The following is a 17015-nucleotide window of genomic DNA, read 5'->3' as shown; positions in this document are numbered from 1 at the left end:
TTTCGTGACGTAACGCGCCCGATCCTTCACCGACGCCGGACACAACACGCTTGATCGACTCACACCGAACGTCGCAGACCGCAAAGACCCCGGGATGAGTGGTCACAACGGCGATCCAAGTGGCCGTCCGTCGCCGCCCCAGCCTGTGCGGAGACACCTCCTTTTGTCGAGCTCCAGGCACCCATCAAACTAGTCGCTATTTGGCTTCGTGCAGGAGAATCGGCTTCGGGAACAGAGCGAAGCGGCTCGATGTGCTGCGCGCACCGAGCGTGCTCGGACCTCCCAACCGACGGTGTTGGGCGGACCTCGCCGCATCTGTGGCGCATGAGGTGAAGCAGCCCCTCTCCGCGATCGCCACCCCAAGCGGGTGCGACCATGCGATGGTTGGGCGCGGTCGGTCGAGAATGGCACCAGCCTCGATCCGCTACTTTCCCGCTATGCTGGTCACCGATTGGTCTCCGGCGTCGGTGATCAGCCGACTTCCCCTTCGGTCGGTAAGATAGGCCCAAATCGATTCCAGAATCACGGATGTTTGGCTGCGGCCTTCAGTGAGGAAAAGGATGTGCACGAGCCCCCATAGCCACCATGCCGGAGCGCCCCGGAGGCGGAGTGGGCCAAACTCCGCGACGGCCGTGCGTCGACCGATGGTGGCGAGGCTGCCGGGATGACGATAGCAGAACGGTCCTGGAGCGGGTTTTTTGCGGAGGCTTGCTCGAACGACTTTGGCCACATAGGCGCCACCCTGCTTGGCGGCGGGGGCGAGACCAGGGACTGCACCACCTTTCCACGCTGCTGACGACGCCGTATCGCCGATGGCGAAAATGGTCGGGTGCAAACCGACCTTGAGGTCGGGGCCGACGATGACACGGCCGGCCCGGTCGGCGGCCGCACCGAGCCAATCCGCGGCCGGCGATGCAGCGACACCCGCTGCCCAAAGCACGGTGCGCGCTTCGATCCGCGCGCCGCCAACAACCACGCCGTCGGCGTCGATCTGCTCCACCTTGGCGCCCGTCAAGACTTCGACCTTCAGCTTGACCAATTGGTCACGCGCATCGCCAGACAGAACTGCTGGAAAGGTCGGCAGTAGCCTGTCCGCAGACTGCACCAAGACGATCCTCGCGCTTGCGGGATCGATCGTCCGATACTCGTTGGTCAAGCCGTGTTGGGCCAATTCCGCAAGAGCACCCGCAAGTTCGACGCCGGTTGGGCCGCCTCCGACGATCACGAAGGTCATCCATCGGGCGCGTTCGCCGGGATCGTCAGCGCTTTCGGCGCGCTCGAAACCGATCAGCAGGCGTCGACGGATCTGTGTCGCATCCTCGATGCGCTTGAGGCCTGGAGCGTCGTGAGCCCAGTCGTCCCGTCCGAAATAGCTGTGCCGCGCTCCGGTCGCGATCACGAGATAGTCGAACGCGAGGCGACTGCCGTCGAGAATGACCTCGCGGCTCTCGGCCGAGATGCCGCGCGCCTCAGCAAGCAAAACCCGCAGATTCGCTTGCGACCGGAAGAGGCTGCGGATCGGCGTGGCGATCGCGGTCGGGGCCAAGCCAGCGGTCGCGACTTGGTAAAGCAGCGGCTGGAACACGTGATGGTTGTTCCGGTCGACGAGGGTAATCCGACACGCCGCATGTTTGAGGCCCCGTGCGGCCGCAACCCCGCCAAAGCCGCCGCCGAGGATCACGACGTGCGGCAAGGTCAAATCGAGCGACGACAGGCGTCGGTTCGGATCGGACAAGCGCATTGCCACGAGAGGATCCAAGGCAAGTGGCCCGCTCCCCCGACAAGCCAAGATGCCAAGCAAGAGCGTCCAGTAGAGCCGGTCGTCGACCGACATCCCGGCCTGACCGATCGGAACGATGAGGATCAGAATGAGCGCACAGAAGCGTGTTCCAAGCCCGGTGAGAAGCAGAACAGCCAATCCGGCCGCAAAGCCCTGCGGCAGCGACGCGGTCCATCCTGGGGCAACGATCCAATCGGCCAGCAAGCCGGTGCCCAGTCCATCTGTCGATCCAACGAGGTTCACCAGAAGCGCGCTGGCAATGCCAAAGCGAAGGCCGAGTAAAAACCAGGCTCCGACGCGCCGCGTCACCCAGGCAAAGGCACGCCGCACGGTCCGAGCACCGGGTATGGCACTGGAGTCGAGCCCCTCAGCGATGAGGGCGTCGATCGAAACAAGGCTGGATCCGAACACGATGATCCAGCCTAAGAGGACCGCCCAGATCGGATGGGCGATCGTGAGCCCGCCTGGGCTGTGCAGCAGCAGCACCTGGATCAGCAGGGGAGCGGCCGCGAAGCGACTGCCGAGGCCGATCATGAGCAGAACTGGACAGATGAACTGGGTCAGCAACCCAAACGGAGAAGCCACTAGAGCGTTGAGTGCGGCGACAAACAGGCCGGAACCGCTCATGGCGGGAAATGCCCCGCGCATCGCTGAAATGGCTGCTCCGACAAGGAAGACTTTAGCCAACCAGACCCGTGCCGCTACGTCGAGCCACGGGGCGACTGCATCACCGCAGGATTGAATGATCGCCCGGCATCGAGAGGCGAACGCGACGCCGCCGGACTGAGCCGTGAAGCCAATCTGCTGAGTCAATCGAGGCCCCCGACAATGGTCCTCCGATTGGCCGGCAACCGGGAGGGTCCAGAGCACCAAAACAAGCGATCCGACCGTGGTTGACCAATACCGATTGAGCATCGAGTTGATGTATTGTGACAAATCACGAACAATGCGGGTATCTCGTCAAGCTCTGTTTGGTTCGAGCCAAGTTTTGTCGCCGTCGCGACAGGTCTCGAACAGCGCTCAGGAAAGCGTGTCGCATGCCTCTGCTGATGGAACTGGCCGAGCGGCGTCGCGACGCGAAACCAGGCTATATCGATCGGATTGCGCAAGCCGCGCAGCGGCTTGAAGTTGCGGGCATCCCGCAAGGCATCAAAGGGTTTGGCAGCGTCGCTCCCGACTTCGCCCTTCCGATGCTGCAAGGCGGCTCCGTCGTTCTATCGACCCTCCTGCGAGCCGGACCAGTCGTTCTGAGCTTTTACCGCGGCGAATGGTGCCCATTCTGCCAGGCCGAACTCGACGCGCTTCTGATCGCCCAGCCTGCGATGGAACGCCTCGGCGCGGCCTTGCTGTTGATCTCGCCGGAACGACCAAGCCAACAGCTTGCGGTTCGTGTCGCGCGTCTGGGTGCCCGGGCACATCTCATTGAGGATGCCGCACTGGGCGTGGCCCTGACTTATGGGCTTGTATACCGCGTGCCAGACGTGTTGCGGGATTTCTATCTGCAATCGAATCCCGCATTGTCGCGCGAGCTCGAAGAGCGAGCCTGGTTGTTGCCACTCCCGGCCGACTTCGTGATTGGCCAAAGCGGGATCGTCGAATTGTCTTACGTCGACGCCGACTTCACGCGCCGTCTCGACCCCGATCTGATTGTCGAAACGCTGGAACGTGTCGTCGCGTCGATGTGACGATCGCGTTTTGGCAAGCCGATCTTCGGCGCTGAGGATGCAACCTGATCCGGTACGCGGCGTGCCGCGTAGCCATGGATCGACAGATCACCTGACCGGCGACCGCCGCAACACGAGAGCGAGGCGTAGGAATGTCCGCACAAGGGTAGCGGCGGCCGGCAAGACGGCGCGGAGGTCACCCGACACTTTCGAAACGCCGCCGTTCCGCTGGCGACAGCCGGTCGGCACTTCACGAATGACGAGACGACGAGCCGCGATCCGCATTTGCATTTCGAGGTTCCAGCCGAATGTGGTCTCGCGCATGCCAAGGGTCATCAGCGTGTCACGGCGAAGGGCGCGGAACGGCGCCATGTCGGTATAGCGAGCTCCGTATAGGACCCAGACGAGGATGCCGGCGAGGCGACCCGCCACAATCTGGCTCGCCGTCATACTGCCGCCCTCGCGCGCTCCGCGTAGCCGGGATGCGATGCAGAAATCAGCCTCGCGGCGCATGACGGGGCCGATGATGACCTTTGCGAAACCTGGATCGTCCGAGCCATCTCCATCGATGAAGGCCAGGATGGTCGCATCCACGCGCGCCGCCTGGGCCCCCGCGGCACAGGCTCGTCCATAGCCCCGCCGCGGCTCGAGCACCACCGTCGCGCCTTTTGTCCGGGCAATATCGGCAGTCCGGTCTGTCGAGCCCCCATCGACGACGACGACTTCATCGAGCCCGGCAGCCCACAGGCTCGCCACAAGCGGGCCGATCGCCTGCTCCTCGTTCAAACACGGGACCACGATGCTGACGATGGCTGAATCGTTTCCAATCCGCACGCTTCAGAGGCTCCAACGCAGGCCGCAGTTGCTGCAGGCCGTGGGCGGTTGGTCGGACTGCAGGGCATTCCGGAATTCCTGATAGCGCGGGCCATTCCAAATCGCCTTGAGGGTCTCCTGTGTGGCGTCGCCCAACGTATAGTTTTCGTAGCCGTGCTGAGCGAAAGGAGCGATACAGCAGGGCAGCGCTCTCCCGTTGGCCGTAAAATACATGACGGTCCACGGCCGCCCGCAGAGCGACCAAGGGTTCCGGCTCGTCTTCTTCTCGAGGCTCATGCCGGGTTCTGATGCGGCGCCCGACGACGAAAACGTGACGCCAAGGCTCCTGGCGATGGTCTCGGCCTCATGCAGCAAGCGGGCCTCGTCCCCATCCATACGCTCGAACAAGGCCTGATCTGGCCTCGCAAGTCCGACCGTGTCACGATCAAAAAACACCAGGCGCTGCAGGTAGACCTCGCGGACGCCGATGTTCGCCGCCATCCGGACAAAGGCTGGCAGTTCGGCGATGGTTTCCTTGAGACCTGTCAGCCAAGCCGACACGCGTGGAGTGGAGTGGCCCTCACGCTCCTGCAAGGCTCGGAAACGGGCCACGTTGCTGAGGATGCGATCGAAATAATCCATGCCTCGAACCGCAAGATAGCTTTCGCGCGTCGAGGCATCGAGCGAGACGCGGAGTTCATCGAGCCCGGCATCGATCAGCGCCCGTCCGTTGCGATCGTTCAGCACGGTGCCATTGGTATTGAACAGCACGTAGGTTCCACGGTCCTTCAGGTATCGCACCATTTCAGGAAGATTTTTGACCAGCATCGGTTCGCCGACACCGTGCAGAACGGCGCGGCTAAGCTGCGGGATCTGATCGACAATCGAACGAAATAAGTCCCAGGACAAATCGGCCGGCGGCTCAAGCTCGACATAGGTCCGCGGACACGTCGTGCACAGCAGATTGCAGCGGTTCGTGACCTCGAGATAGAGGCAGACGGGAGGCCGCGGCGCCACGGCTGTCCGGCTTGGGTCGGCCGCCTCATGATATCGTCGAGGATCCAAGCGAGATGCTTCCGTCGCGTCGAGATCGGGATCAAGCGTCATGGGATCGCCTTTTTGGGCAAGAGATGCCGGGCATCGACGAGGGCGGCCGCTAGGGCGACAGCCATCATGACGGCCCATCGATCAAAGAATGGGGGCGCATCCGCGTTGAAGCCGTAGAGAAGAAAACCGCTCGTCGTGAGCGCGAAGGGACTCCACAGGCCGAGCAGCGGGGTCATTGGCAGCGCGACCAGGAAGTACCAGGGCAGCGTTGGGCTGAGGAGCAGCAGACTGACGACGAGGAGTAGCGCTGTGCCGCCCAGCATCGTTTCGAGATCACGTGCGCCGGCCCACCGCGTCCGCAAGGCGAGCCCCAAGAGCACCGCGGCCGCACTTGCCCCATAAACGAGCGTCATCCAAGGGGGAAGCAAGCCGAGATGGTGCAGCAGCGCGAGCCAGAAAACGCCCTGACCCGTATCGAGACCTTGTTCGTGCAGATAGGTGGGCAGAAACCCCACGATGCCGGCGCCGGCGCCTAAGAACGGAACATAGCAGCAGACGGCCAAGGCCAGAACCGCGAGGGGCAGTAAAATCTGCCACGGGCGCCACACCGCCGGCAACGCAAGGGCCGCGGTCGGTTTGACCAGCGCCGCGAGGGTCAGCATCAGCGCTGCAAGTGCAGGCCGGCCCGCAACCGAGCCCCAGGCGAAAGCGCCGAAAAGCAGCGCCATCATGGCCGCATCCACATGGCCGTTTCCGGCGATCTCCCACAGGGGAGCCGGATGAAACAGCAGGATGACGCTCCAGCCCAAGGGACGGCCGAGCCGCACGAGGAGCCGAACCGTGGCCCATACGGCGACACCTTCGAGAAGCACCATGGCGAGCTTCATGGCCCAGACGGAGGGGGACAGGCGCGTGACGAGCGCAAACAGGGCCTCGGCCACCGGTGGATAGATCGTGACGGCGTAGTCGCGTTTATCGATGAGGCCGTATTGTGCCGGATCCCGCAGCCCAAGAAGGACGGGGTCGGCCGGGACATGCAGGTAGGGGTTGTAGCCTGCATTCTCGACCCGCCCATCCCAGATGTAGCGATAAACGTCGCCTGACAAGGAGGGCACTTGGAGGACGAGCCAGAGCCGCAGAAGCACGGCGCCACCGATCAGCACAGCAAGCACAAGGCGCGAGCCTGAGAGCATAGCCAACCAGCCAGCCGCCAGGCTGATCCCAGCCTGGGCGAAGGCGCAGGCGTAGAACAATCGATCGCTTTCCGCGCGACCCAGCATCATCCCTGAGGTCAGCCCCGCCGTGATCACGACAAGCCCGACCGCTGCCACGACGACCCGTTTATTGTCCGAGATCATACGCCAGAACCTGACGGGTTTCCGGCGCTGCGGCGCCCCTGCGATCGAGCCCGGCCGGCATGAGGCCGCGCAACTCGCTCAGCAGCCATTCGAGGCTATCCACGTCATCGATATCGTACCAGGGAGCCGTCTGAATGACGGGAAGACCGAGTTGCGCGGCGCGATCGAGGGAACAGGACAGCACCGTCGCGGTACTCCAAGGAATGGCCTCGAAGAGCGCGCTGCAGCGACGCTTCAATCCGACGAAGGTGTAACCACCGTCGAGCGCCGGCCCGAACACGACACGATCGCCGGGCTGCCGCAAAGCCACGATCGCTTCCGTCAGAAGCGTCGCGGGGAGAGTCGGGCTGTCACCATTGACGAGCACCACGCAATCGTGCCCGAGCGCCAGGAGATCCGCGACCGCGCCATCGAGGACACGGCCCAGCACAGGATCGGTGCGAACGACGTATCCGAACGTCGAGGGCAGGAAGTCCGCCAACTCGATCGAGGCGTCCGCTGGGCTGCATACCGCATAAGCTTCGGCGCCGACCTCTGCCGCGACATCGACGATCGTGGCGGACAAGTCGAGCAAAAAGGCTCGCGACAACGCTGCCGCTCCTTCGGCGCCGACGATCGGGATCAGCCGCGTCTTGCTCGACCCGGCTCGCGGAACCTTGCAGATGATGGCGATGGCGGCAGTGGATGGCATGGGCGCGTTCGCCTCGCGGTACCGCAAGTGCAGGACGAGCTGACCCCATCGTCGATCACGTCCGACTGAGCATCGGCGGGCATCGATCTTCGGTGGCGCAGCGGCACTTCTGGCGCAAGCACTACCAACCTCGCCTGTGCCGCGAGAAGCCATTCGAGGGTATCAATTCCATAGCGCTCCGCTATCTGGCTTGATTGCCGCCATGCCGATGCGAGGACCCGTTTGGCCTTGCCTTGTCTGGAAGGCTCAGAGACTCAGACTGGTGAGAAAGACGTCGATCTGCCGTTCGAAACGGTGCCGATCGTAACTCACCATCGCCATGCGCCAGAGACCCTGAAGGTAGGTCATGACGACCGCAGCCGTCGCCTGGCTGTCGAGATCTCGCGGCAGCAGACCGGCGGCGGCGTCTTGTTCCAATCGCTCGATGAACCGTGCCTGTAGGTTGAAGAGACCGGCCTCGACCCTCTCCCGCAGATCGGGTTCGGCAAGGACCTCCTCGGATACCATCGCGGCCATCATACACAGTCGCGACGGCGTCTCTGGATCGTCCAAGCAATCCAGCAGAGCGGCGAAGAGGGCCCGAATTCCCGCGCGAGCCGACGGCGCGGACATCAACGCTCGCCCCCGCTTAGCGCCCTCGATCTCCTCATAGCGGTTGAGGCACGCCACATAGAGCTGCTTTTTGCTCTTGAAAGTGTTGTAGAACGACCCCTCGCCGATCCCCATGACTTTCAGTAAGTCGCGCAGCGAGGTGCCGGCATAACCGTCTCGCCAGAACAGGCCCATGGCCTTGTCGAGAACCCCGCCGTAGTCGAATGCGATCGCGTGCGCCATGACCTGAAATACGTCATTTGTAGCGGGCGTTAAAGGAATTTGATTGACAGGTGCAACTGCAAGCTATGTAGCTTGTATCGGTCGCTACAGATCGGAACAGTCGTGGAACTTGCCATGTCGCTTCAACAAAAATTGGGCGCCTACACGGCTTTTGCGCGTTGAAGATACCGGGCCGTTTCGGGATCGGGCAGGGACGTGTGACCGCTTGTGCGGCGGTCGATGTGGATCAAACCCAACAGGCCGAAACCGTCCGATATTTTCCTCGTATTCGATCGCTTGGCCGGTAACACGTCGGCTTGAGCCCACGAAAACCCTTCGACCACGTCTAAACCGTCATGATGCTTCGGGGAAATGCCATGGAGATGCATCAAGTTCGCTATTTTCTCGCTGTCTCGAAGCATCTCAACTTCACGCGAGCGGCGGATGAATTGCGTGTCGCACAGCCGTCTCTCACGCGCGCGATCCAGAAGCTCGAAGCGGAGCTGCAAGGCCCTTTGTTCCGGCGTGAGCGGCTGAATACGCATCTGACGGAACTGGGCCGCATGATGCTTCCGCATCTCCAGGCGGCATTTGCGGCGGCAGAGACTGCTAAGACGCAAGCGCGTCGCTTGAAGATGCAGGCGATCGGCTCGTTGACGATCGGTGTCTGTACCGGCAGCGGTGTCGAGGCTCCTGCGGCGCTGCTGCTCGCCGTCCTTCGCAAACGGGCCAACATCAGCTTGGCGGTCGAGGTGGCCCCCTCGGCCATGGTAGAACGGAGCCTCTTGGCCGGAGAATATGATGCGGCGGTCTTGACGCTGGCTGCGGACGTTCACGAGCGTTTGGATTGCCATCCCTTGCACGACGAAGAGCTCACAGTGGCCATAGCCGATGGACATCGCTTTGCGGCACTCGCATCCGTGCCGCTCGATATGCTCGAGAGTGAGGCGCTCATCTCGCATTCCGGCTACGCCTTCGATGAGGATATGGTCCAGACGATGGACAGCCTTGGCGTGAACTGCGTCGTTGGCCATCGCAGCAATGATCTGCTCTGGGTCGTGACGCTCGTGCGGAGCGGCCTTGGCTGCGCCATCCTGCCGCGAGCGCTCGCCCGGGAGCATGGCCTGACCTGCCGCCCTATCGAGGGCACCACCCTGCGTTATCGGACGGTGCTCGCCACGGTTGCGGGGCGACGGCACTCGCTGGCCCTGTCGACATTGATCCAGACCGTTTCGGCCATGTCGCCCTGCTGAACCATCCCCGATCGGCTCGATTGGCCGCGCCGTAACTCTCTCCCGAACGTTACCATCCCATCCACCATCGCGACGCATCAAAACGATAGCAACACGGCATTTCCAATGCCGTTGGAGATGGAGGAACGTTGCGTCAGACGAGACTGCGCGGCTCGCGCTCCACCGTCGCGGCGAGATGAGAATGCGATTAGCCAATCGAGACGGTACCAAGCGCCTCCACCCATGGCCGGTGCGTGTGATGCATTGGGTCAACGCCATTGCGGTGATCATGATGGTCGGCAGCGGCTGGCGGATCTACGACAACGATCCGATTTTCACGCAAATCAACTTTCCGGTGCCCGTGACACTCGGCGGTCTGCCCTCCCTTGCCTATCATCTGCATGGCGACGGGGGGTTCAGCAACGCGCTTCTGTGGCATTTCACGTTCATGTGGCTGCTTGTCTTGAACGGTGTCGGCTACGTCGCTTATGGGCTCATAACAGGCCGATTTCGTCGCATGTGGTGGCCGATCCGTCCGCGTGAGGTCGTGGCGGCGGTCATCGACGCTCTGCATCTCAAGCTCGACCATGAAGATGTGACGACCTACAACGCCGTGCAAAAGGCCATGTATGTCGGCGTCCTCACGGCGTTGATCGTGATTGTCGCGGCTGGTGCGGCCATCTGGAAGCCCGTGCAATTGCATTGGCTGGTGGCGCTCTTCGGTGGCTTCCAAGGCGCCCGGCTCGTGCACTTCCTTGCCATGGTGGCAATCGTCGCGTTCATGACCATCCATGTCATCCTCGCGCTTCTGGTGCCCCGCACCATAAAGGCCATGGTGTTCGGCGGCCCGCGCGTCCCGGCTTCTCAGCCCACGGCCCATCTGATGGCGGGAGAATAGCAATGGTGCGCCGTCGCCCGACCTCTTTGTTCCGCCCTCTTGGCGGCGTCGATCAGCGTGTGCTCAAGCGGCAATCGCAGCTCGTGACCCAGCTCAACCGACGAGGTGTCTTACGGGGTGCCGTGAGCCTTGGCGCGCTGACGATGCTGACTGGCTGCGACATCTCCGACGACGAGCAGGTGCGCGGCGCCCTGGAGGCCGTTTCGGCTCTGAACAACAAGGTTCAAGCCGCGCTTTTCGATCCCAATAAGCTGGCGCCGACTTACGCGGTCGATCAGGTTTTAAAGCCGCCCCGCTACAACGCCTATTATCCTGTCGACAAGGTTCGCCCGATCGACCTCACGACGTGGCAACTTGCCGTTACGGGGCTTGTGCAAGACCAGCGCCCTTGGCGTCCCGCGGATTTTGCCACGATGCCGCAGCGAGAGGACATCATCCGGCATGTCTGCGTCGAGGGGTGGGACTATATCGGGCAGTGGTCTGGCGTGCCCCTCCGCGCCTTCCTCGAGAAGGTCGGCGCCGACCTCACCGCGCGATACGTCGGTTTCAAATGTTTCGACGGCTACACGTCCTCGATCGACATGGCGGCCGCGCTGCACCCTCAAACGCTTTTGGCGACCCACTACGCAGGCGAGCCACTTGGCGACCCGTTTGGCGCGCCGGTGCGACTGCGAACAGCCATCAAGCTTGGTTATAAAAATCCCAAGTGGATCACCGAAATTTTGGTCTCGAATACATGGCGCAACGGATATTGGGAAGACCGAGGCTACAATTGGTTTGGTGGAATATGAGCCGATATCGCCGGCTGCGATTTATCAAGCGTGATGCATGACGGAACATCGTCTTCCGGCTCTCAACCCAGCCGCGACAGCGCTCGGATCGATTTCGCCTCTGCTGGGTCATACCGATTATGATGATCCTTCGGTCTTTCGTCCGGAGAACATGCTGCGCGAATGTCGCCGGCAAAGAGTCTTGCCGGCGGGCCGCGTGCCCCGGGTCTGTATTCTCGACCCCGATGCCGACATGGTGCACCTGCTTCGCCAAATGAAAGAGGCAACGCAGGCGGCTCATTGGGCCTGCTATCATACGGTGCTTTGGCAATGGACGGAGCTGAAACAGGATTTCGGCATCGTTGGTGGGGCCGTCGGTGGATCATTCGCGGTGTTGGTGGCCGAGCAGTTGTTTGCCTCCGGTTGCGAACTCCTGATCAGTATCGCCTCGGCGGGACGGATCGCGACCGAGATGCCGCCGTCAGACCACATCCTGATTGATCGGGCGCTGCGAGACGAGGGAACCAGTCACCACTATCTCCCGCCTGCACGCTTCGTGGCCGCCGCACCTGGGATGTTGGAGCTCGCCGACCGCGCCGCCAGAGCACTGGGCCTTCCGCTCGTGAGAGGTGCCACCTGGACGACCGACGCACCGTTCCGAGAAACGGCGGCGACCATTGCGGCCCGGCAGGCCGAAGGGATCGTGACGGTCGAAATGGAAGCAGCTGGCCTTCTTGCCTTTGCAGAAGCCTGCGACCGCCCGGTCGTGTGTCTCGCCCATGTGACGAACGAAATGGGCCTCGCTGAAGGCGACTTTGAAAAAGGCGCCAACAATGGAGCGACAGCCTCGCTGAATTTGGCTCTGGCAATCGCGTCAGCTTGGCAACAAGCCGGGACCTTCAGCAATCCTCTTTGAACGCGTACCGACCTTGTCCTGACAATATATTTGACGATCGCTCGTATTGGACGGAAAGCCATCGCGCAAGGATGTGGAATCCTGAGGCCGAGGCTCCCACTCGCATCGGCGAAGGACGCCTTCAAGACACCCACAGTCCGAGCACGCCCACATTGACTGCGATGTCCTCAAGCGGGAGGTTTTCGACCGCGCTAAGGCAATCATCGAAGTCTGGTCCAGCAACGTCGCCTTAGAGAAGGTCAGCAGGCCGGATCAGATCGCGCGCGGAAAATTGTTGCGTCCCGTCCTGGCCGACGTCGAATCGCTGGACGTTGGGATTTAGGCCGTTTTCCCGACCCGCTCGCATACGCCTGATCGGGTGCAGGGCTTTATCGATGCGGTACGCGAGTGATGCTGACCGGACTCTCCCACTCCTCGAGCGGACGAAGCGGGTTGTCTTTGAAGTAGTCCCGGGCGTTTTTGAGAAAGGTGCCGAGATTGGTCGAGGCGATGCAGCGCGAGGGATAAATCGCGCTGACCGGAAGCTTTTCGACGGTGAACTCGACCAGGAGTGGGACCAAGCGGCCAGCGAGCACACTGGCCATCACCTGGTAGGACAGAGTTCTGGAAATGCCGAGGCCGGCTTCCGCGGCTGCGATCGCTGCATCGGCGCTATTCACGGTCAATCGCGGCTCGACGCGAACCAGCTTGCCGGTCGGCCCGAAGCGCCATTCGTTGGTCGCGTCGAGGCTCTCGAACGCAATCGTGTCGTGGGCCGAGAGGTCGTTCGGTGCTTGCGGCAGTCCGCGACGCTCCAGATATCCGGGGCTCGCTACCAGGATTCGGCTGACGGACCCGAGGCGGATCGCCCTCATGCTGCTGTCGACCAAGTCGCCGATACGGACCGCCACGTCGACCGACTCCTCCGCCAGATGGGCGTTCCGATCCGACAGTGTCAAATGGACGGCCAGGGCCGGATAGTACGTCAAAATGCGGGTCACGATGGGTAGCACATGCAGACGACCAAACAGGATGGGTGCCGCGACCTTCAGCACTCCCCGGGGCTCTGCGGTCTCGCCACGGACGCGGCGTTCGGCCTCTTCTATGTCCTCGAGCACTTGGCGGCAGCTCTCCAGGAAAAGCTCGCCACGCTCGGTTAGACGGACCGAGCGTGTGGTGCGATTGAGAAGGACGAGCCCCAGCCTGTCCTCCAGATCCGCGACCGAGCGGGTGACGACGGACGGGGAGAGCCGCAATTGCCGCGCCGCCTCCGCGAAGCTGCCTCGGGTGGCCACGGCGACGAACGCCCGCATGGTTTCAAGTCGGTCCATCCATCATTGCGTATATGGCAATAAAGACTTTTCAACTATCGCGATTATCGCGGGTCGGTCGTGGTCGTATCTGTGTCGGGACACCGGAGCTACCCGGTCGACGCCCTGATTGGAGCATGCCATGTCCCGCATACCCGTTCCCGCCCGTGAAGCCGCTCCCGCCGCTTCTCAGCCCCTGCTCGATGCGGTGGAGAAGCAATTGGGTGTTGTTCCCAACCTGTTCCGTCTCGTCGCCTTGAGCCCGGCCGCCCTGCAGGGATTCCTGGGCCTCAACGGCGCTTTGAGTAAAGCTTTGGACGTCAAGTCCCGGGAACGGATCGCGATCGCGGTCGCCCAGGTTAACGGATGCGACTACTGCCTCTCCGCGCACACCTACCTCGGGCTGCATCTTGCCAAGATCGACGATGCCGAGATCACGCTGAACCGCCATGGCGCGTCGTCGGATCCCAAAGCCAATGCGGCCGTCGCGTTCGCCCGCAAAATCGTCGAAAGTCGCGGACGTGCAACAGAGGCCGACCTCCAGGCTGTTCGAGCGGCCGGCTATAACGATGCGCAGATCATCGAGATCATCGCAGTCGTGGCCGAAAACATCTTCACCAACATGGTCAACATCGTCGCCGACACAGAGATCGACTTCCCGGTCATCCGCACCCATGAAGCGGCGTAGAGCTACGGGCTGTCGGCGGGAATTGTCCGCCGACAGCCTCCCTCGCGTATCGTTGGGCTCCGGACACCGCAGCGAAGATGGCCCGTGCCCTTGCCTTGCTCCCCTGGGGCTCCGTCATCCCCGCCATGACCAGCACTTTGCCAAGCCAAGCGTCGTTGACGTCGGCGAAGCCCTGGTCCTCCAGGAAACCGCCCGACTGAGACCATGCTGTCCAAGCAGCTCGCTGGCTTCGGGATTGCGCCACAAGCAGACACTTGCGACTTGCCTGAAAGCGGACCTTGGATTGCGGTCGAGACGTTCCGACAGCACTCGAGCCTGCTCAGACATGAGTGCTCGTTCATATCAAGCTCACGCGTCGTTCACAGGGTCCGCTTCCGTTTCAGCGCGGACGGCGAGGTTTGGGCGCGTCTGGCCCCATGACCACGTAGGGGGGCAGGAAGGGCACGGGATCCACCCCTCGCGCGACTTTCACTCCCCTACTGTTGCTTCTTGAACATGTCCTGGAAGATCAGCGGGCCCCATGCGGATTCGCGGGCGTGAACCAGCGTACCGCCCTCGTCGAAACGCCCGAGATTGATGGGGGCGAAGCCGAGCTGTTTGGCCAGGGCCGCCACGCTTGCGGCAGCCGCTTCGTCGTCGCTCGACAAGAACACCACCCGATGGCCGCCCACTACGACCGGGTCGATCGCCAAAGCCGTAGCGCCAAGGTGGTTGAATCCCTTGACCACCTTGGCGCCGGCATAGAGCCTTGCCACGAAGGCGGAGGATAGCAGACCGCCCATTTGCTCAAGTGGTGCCTGGGAATTGGTCGCGTCGACGATGGTCTTGCCGTCCCAGCTTGGCAGCGCGCTGGCGAGGTCCGGATGCGACTCTGACCTGATCGCCAGAAAGATCATATCGGCCTTGAGGGCCTCCTGCAGCGATCGAGCGACAACGTTCGGGCCGATCGCTTTGGCCTGTGGAGCAAGGACTCAGGCGAGTGACGGCTGGCGACGGCCACCTCGATGTTCCTGCGGGCGAAGGCAGAGGCCAGGGCCTGGCCGATCTTGCCGAAGCCGATGATTGCGTAACTCATGATGGTCTCCGATGTGGGTGGCAGTGATGGCGCAGCCTTAAACAGCGCGGCCATCTGGTCTCGGTCGGGTTCAGGATGTTCGGGCAGCGGCCTTTAGATGGCCGAGAAGCCGCCGTCGACGGACAGCTCCATGCCATTCACGAAGCTCGAATCGTCTGACGCCAGAAACAGCGCGGCGCCCGCTATCTCCTCGGGACGGCCCATCGTCCCGCGCGGGATCAGGGCCTCGAACATCTTTTTCGCTTCCTCAGTCAGAACCTGGTCCTGCATCGGGGTGGCGATCGGTCCGGGATGCAGCACGTTCACCCGGATATTTCGGCCCTTCAGCTCGTTGAGCCACCCGCGCGCAAAGGCGTGTAGCGTCGCCTTGCTCGCCGCATATACGCTGTAGCCAGGAAAGCCCTTGAGCGAGGCCACCGAGCCCGTCATGAAGATCGACCCGCCGTCGTTGAAAAGCGGCAGCGCTTTTTGCACCGTGAACAGCGTGCCGCGCGCGTTGAGACCGAAGGTCTTGTCGAAGAGCTCTTCCGTGATTTCGCCCAGCGGCGCCGCCTCGCCCGTGCCGGCGCTGGCGTAGAGGACGTCGATCCTGCTCTTCTCCCGCTTTACGATCTCGAACAGCCGATCGAGGTCGTCGAGATTGGCCATGTCGCCCTGCACGCCAGTGACGTTGCGGCCGATCAGCTTGACCGCCTCGTCGAGCGCATCCTGCCGCCGCCCGGTGATGAACACATAGGCGCCTTCCTCGACGAACCGCTTGGCGCTCGCCAGCGCCATGCCGCTCGATCCGCCCGTGATGACCGCAATCTTGCCGTCGAGCTTACCCATGACCTTCTCCTTTTTAGGTTCTGTCGGGTCGTTCAAGCACGACCCATCAGCCTCGAGATGGTCCCCGCTTCAGACGACGGTGAGTGCGGAGGCATGCACATCCGTGGTGCGAAAACGATCCGGATGGAAGGACGGCACGGTGATGCCAGTTTGTTTAGGCTTTATACGATCGCCTGACCGGTGCAGGATTACACCCATGATCGACTGGGACGACATCCGCTATTTTCTGTCCGTCGCGCGCGCCAGCTCAGTGCGGGCCGCCGCCGCGCGCCTCGGTGTGAACCACGCGACCGTGCTGCGGCGCGTCGCTCAGCTGGAGCAACGGCTCGGGGTGCAGCTCTTCGAGAAATTGCCGTCGGGTTACCGCCTGACGGCGGCAGCTGAGGAGGTTTTGGAGTTCGCCGAGCAGATGGAGGCCTCGTCACGCCAGTTGGAGACGCGCGTGTTCGGACGCGACCAGAGCGCGCGCGGTCTCTTGCGGCTGACTCTGCCGCCCTTCCTCGCGACGCATCTGTTCATGCCGGACCTCTCCGATTTCGCGCGCCTGCATCCGGAGATTGAGATCGAAATCCGGTCAACCGGGGAGGTCGCAAACCTGACAAACCGAGAGGCCGACGTGGCGATCCGCTTCGTCGTCGACCGCAAGACCCTGCCACTCAATGTCCACGGCCTGATGGGACCGGAGCTGGCCAGCGGGATCTACCTGTCCCACGACCTGCTGGCAGCGTGGCGGGCGGGCACTCATGGCCCGATCCGGCCAATCGTCATCAACGATCACGGCATCCCGGATTGGGCTCGCGCAGGCGAGATCCGGACCACCGAGGTTCCGTTCAGGGCCCCGGACGCCGAGACGCAGATCGCCGCGGTTCGCCAAGGGGCCGGCCTGACGAGGCTGCCGTGCTTCGTCGGCGACTCCGACCCTCAACTGACCAGAGCACCAGGCACCAGGCCGCAGCTGAACGGCGTGCTCTGGCTCCTGACCTATGGCGAGACGCGCAAAACCAAGCGCGTGCGACTGTTCATGGCATTCGCGTCCCATAGGTTCGCCGGCTATGCGCAGTTGCTTGCGGGACTGTCCGTGTCGAGCGACTGACACGCAGTACGGGAGGGAGGACAACGTCGCGTCGCGCAGAATGTCCGGTTTATGGAGCGC

General features: G+C 62.7%; 15 protein-coding genes and 1 pseudogene. 7 read left to right on the top strand and 9 right to left on the bottom strand.

Annotation, left to right across the window (positions count from 1 at the left end):
- Positions 1-424: 424 nt before the first annotated feature.
- Positions 425-1741 carry an NAD(P)/FAD-dependent oxidoreductase gene (locus tag EY713_RS23510; protein WP_210215335.1) on the bottom strand — a complete coding sequence of 439 codons (1317 nt, stop codon included), beginning with the start codon at positions 1739-1741 and terminating at the stop codon, positions 425-427.
- A 1076-nt stretch (positions 1742-2817) separates the two neighbouring features.
- On the opposite strand from EY713_RS23510, the gene EY713_RS02615 reads away from it, so the two are divergent.
- Positions 2818-3465 carry a peroxiredoxin-like family protein gene (locus tag EY713_RS02615; protein WP_131113434.1) on the top strand — a complete coding sequence of 216 codons (648 nt, stop codon included), beginning with the start codon at positions 2818-2820 and terminating at the stop codon, positions 3463-3465.
- An 87-nt stretch (positions 3466-3552) separates the two neighbouring features.
- On the opposite strand, the gene EY713_RS02610 is transcribed toward EY713_RS02615, so the two are convergent.
- From EY713_RS02610 to EY713_RS02590, 5 genes are all read right to left on the bottom strand, one after another.
- The gene (locus tag EY713_RS02610) at positions 3553-4278 is read right to left on the bottom strand and encodes a glycosyltransferase family 2 protein (RefSeq protein WP_245572864.1); all 726 of its coding nucleotides are present in this window, start codon (positions 4276-4278) and stop codon (positions 3553-3555) included.
- 3 nt (positions 4279-4281) lie between these two features.
- Positions 4282-5364: a radical SAM protein gene (locus EY713_RS02605; protein WP_131113433.1), complete on the bottom strand. Its 1083-nt coding sequence runs from the start codon at positions 5362-5364 to the stop codon at positions 4282-4284.
- Positions 5361-6662 carry an MptA/MptB family glycosyltransferase gene (locus tag EY713_RS02600; protein ID WP_131113432.1) on the bottom strand — a complete coding sequence of 434 codons (1302 nt, stop codon included), beginning with the start codon at positions 6660-6662 and terminating at the stop codon, positions 5361-5363. Before EY713_RS02600 ends, EY713_RS02605 begins: the two co-directional genes overlap by 4 nt.
- A complete protein-coding gene (locus EY713_RS02595) occupies positions 6646-7353 on the bottom strand; it encodes a TIGR04282 family arsenosugar biosynthesis glycosyltransferase (RefSeq protein ID WP_165491000.1) in 708 nt (235 codons plus the stop codon). The genes EY713_RS02600 and EY713_RS02595 overlap by 17 nt, the downstream gene beginning before the upstream one ends.
- Before the next feature lie 246 nt (positions 7354-7599).
- The gene (locus tag EY713_RS02590; protein WP_131113430.1) at positions 7600-8187 is read right to left on the bottom strand and encodes a TetR/AcrR family transcriptional regulator; all 588 of its coding nucleotides are present in this window, start codon (positions 8185-8187) and stop codon (positions 7600-7602) included.
- Positions 8188-8543: 356 nt separating this feature from the next.
- Between EY713_RS02590 and EY713_RS02585 the strand changes: the two genes are divergently transcribed.
- The 4 genes from EY713_RS02585 (at position 8544) to EY713_RS02570 (ending at position 11982) form a co-directional block, all read left to right on the top strand.
- On the top strand, positions 8544-9419 hold the full coding sequence (locus EY713_RS02585) for a LysR family transcriptional regulator (protein WP_245572863.1): 876 nt from the start codon (positions 8544-8546) through the stop codon (positions 9417-9419).
- Positions 9420-9600: 181 nt separating this feature from the next.
- Complete coding sequence (locus tag EY713_RS02580) at positions 9601-10296, top strand: cytochrome b/b6 domain-containing protein (protein WP_170314063.1); 696 nt, start codon at positions 9601-9603, stop codon at positions 10294-10296.
- Positions 10297-10298: 2 nt separating this feature from the next.
- Entirely contained in the window at positions 10299-11087 is a 789-nt protein-coding gene (locus EY713_RS02575; protein ID WP_131113428.1) for a molybdopterin-dependent oxidoreductase, read from the top strand.
- A 37-nt stretch (positions 11088-11124) separates the two neighbouring features.
- A complete protein-coding gene (locus tag EY713_RS02570; protein WP_131113427.1) occupies positions 11125-11982 on the top strand; it encodes a nucleoside phosphorylase in 858 nt (285 codons plus the stop codon).
- 368 nt (positions 11983-12350) lie between these two features.
- Here the strand turns inward: EY713_RS02570 and EY713_RS02565 are convergent, their stop codons facing one another.
- A complete protein-coding gene (locus EY713_RS02565) occupies positions 12351-13274 on the bottom strand; it encodes a LysR family transcriptional regulator (RefSeq protein WP_245572862.1) in 924 nt (307 codons plus the stop codon).
- A 139-nt stretch (positions 13275-13413) separates the two neighbouring features.
- On the opposite strand from EY713_RS02565, the gene EY713_RS02560 reads away from it, so the two are divergent.
- Positions 13414-13959 (top strand): carboxymuconolactone decarboxylase family protein, encoded by a 546-nt coding sequence (locus EY713_RS02560; protein WP_131113425.1) that lies wholly within the window; start codon positions 13414-13416, stop codon positions 13957-13959.
- A 476-nt stretch (positions 13960-14435) separates the two neighbouring features.
- Here EY713_RS02560 and EY713_RS02555 read toward each other — a convergent pair.
- Both EY713_RS02555 and EY713_RS02550 read right to left on the bottom strand, forming a co-directional pair.
- Positions 14436-15034, bottom strand: a pseudogene (locus tag EY713_RS02555) (NADPH-dependent F420 reductase).
- 93 nt (positions 15035-15127) lie between these two features.
- Positions 15128-15862: an SDR family NAD(P)-dependent oxidoreductase gene (locus tag EY713_RS02550; RefSeq protein ID WP_131113424.1), complete on the bottom strand. Its 735-nt coding sequence runs from the start codon at positions 15860-15862 to the stop codon at positions 15128-15130.
- A 196-nt stretch (positions 15863-16058) separates the two neighbouring features.
- Here EY713_RS02550 and EY713_RS02545 point away from each other — a divergent pair, with 196 nt between their 5' ends.
- Positions 16059-16955, top strand: coding sequence for a LysR family transcriptional regulator (locus EY713_RS02545; protein WP_131113423.1), 897 nt, complete (start codon positions 16059-16061; stop codon positions 16953-16955).
- Positions 16956-17015: the final 60 nt, after the last annotated feature.

Origin of the sequence: Lichenihabitans psoromatis (assembly GCF_004323635.1) — a bacterium.
Classification (GTDB): Bacteria; Pseudomonadota; Alphaproteobacteria; order Rhizobiales; family Beijerinckiaceae; genus Lichenihabitans; species Lichenihabitans psoromatis.
The sequence above is the reverse complement of the archived record's forward strand: the minus strand, read 5'-3'. Positions and strand labels throughout refer to the sequence as shown.

Excerpts from the sequence above, each read along its gene's own strand:
- EY713_RS23510 (WP_210215335.1), bottom strand. The coding sequence starts at position 1,741 with ATGCGCTTGTCCGATCCGAACCGACGCCTGTCGTCGCTCGATTTGACC.
- EY713_RS02615 (WP_131113434.1), top strand. The coding sequence starts at position 2,818 with ATGCCTCTGCTGATGGAACTGGCCGAGCGGCGTCGCGACGCGAAACCA.
- EY713_RS02605 (WP_131113433.1), bottom strand. The coding sequence starts at position 5,364 with ATGACGCTTGATCCCGATCTCGACGCGACGGAAGCATCTCGCTTGGAT.
- EY713_RS02600 (WP_131113432.1), bottom strand. The coding sequence starts at position 6,662 with ATGATCTCGGACAATAAACGGGTCGTCGTGGCAGCGGTCGGGCTTGTC.
- EY713_RS02595 (WP_165491000.1), bottom strand. The coding sequence starts at position 7,353 with ATGCCATCCACTGCCGCCATCGCCATCATCTGCAAGGTTCCGCGAGCC.
- EY713_RS02590 (WP_131113430.1), bottom strand. The coding sequence starts at position 8,187 with ATGGCGCACGCGATCGCATTCGACTACGGCGGGGTTCTCGACAAGGCC.
- EY713_RS02585 (WP_245572863.1), top strand. The coding sequence starts at position 8,544 with ATGGAGATGCATCAAGTTCGCTATTTTCTCGCTGTCTCGAAGCATCTC.
- EY713_RS02580 (WP_170314063.1), top strand. The coding sequence starts at position 9,601 with ATGCGATTAGCCAATCGAGACGGTACCAAGCGCCTCCACCCATGGCCG.
- EY713_RS02575 (WP_131113428.1), top strand. The coding sequence starts at position 10,299 with ATGGTGCGCCGTCGCCCGACCTCTTTGTTCCGCCCTCTTGGCGGCGTC.
- EY713_RS02570 (WP_131113427.1), top strand. The coding sequence starts at position 11,125 with ATGACGGAACATCGTCTTCCGGCTCTCAACCCAGCCGCGACAGCGCTC.
- EY713_RS02565 (WP_245572862.1), bottom strand. The coding sequence starts at position 13,274 with ATGCGGGCGTTCGTCGCCGTGGCCACCCGAGGCAGCTTCGCGGAGGCG.
- EY713_RS02560 (WP_131113425.1), top strand. The coding sequence starts at position 13,414 with ATGTCCCGCATACCCGTTCCCGCCCGTGAAGCCGCTCCCGCCGCTTCT.
- EY713_RS02550 (WP_131113424.1), bottom strand. The coding sequence starts at position 15,862 with ATGGGTAAGCTCGACGGCAAGATTGCGGTCATCACGGGCGGATCGAGC.
- EY713_RS02545 (WP_131113423.1), top strand. The coding sequence starts at position 16,059 with ATGATCGACTGGGACGACATCCGCTATTTTCTGTCCGTCGCGCGCGCC.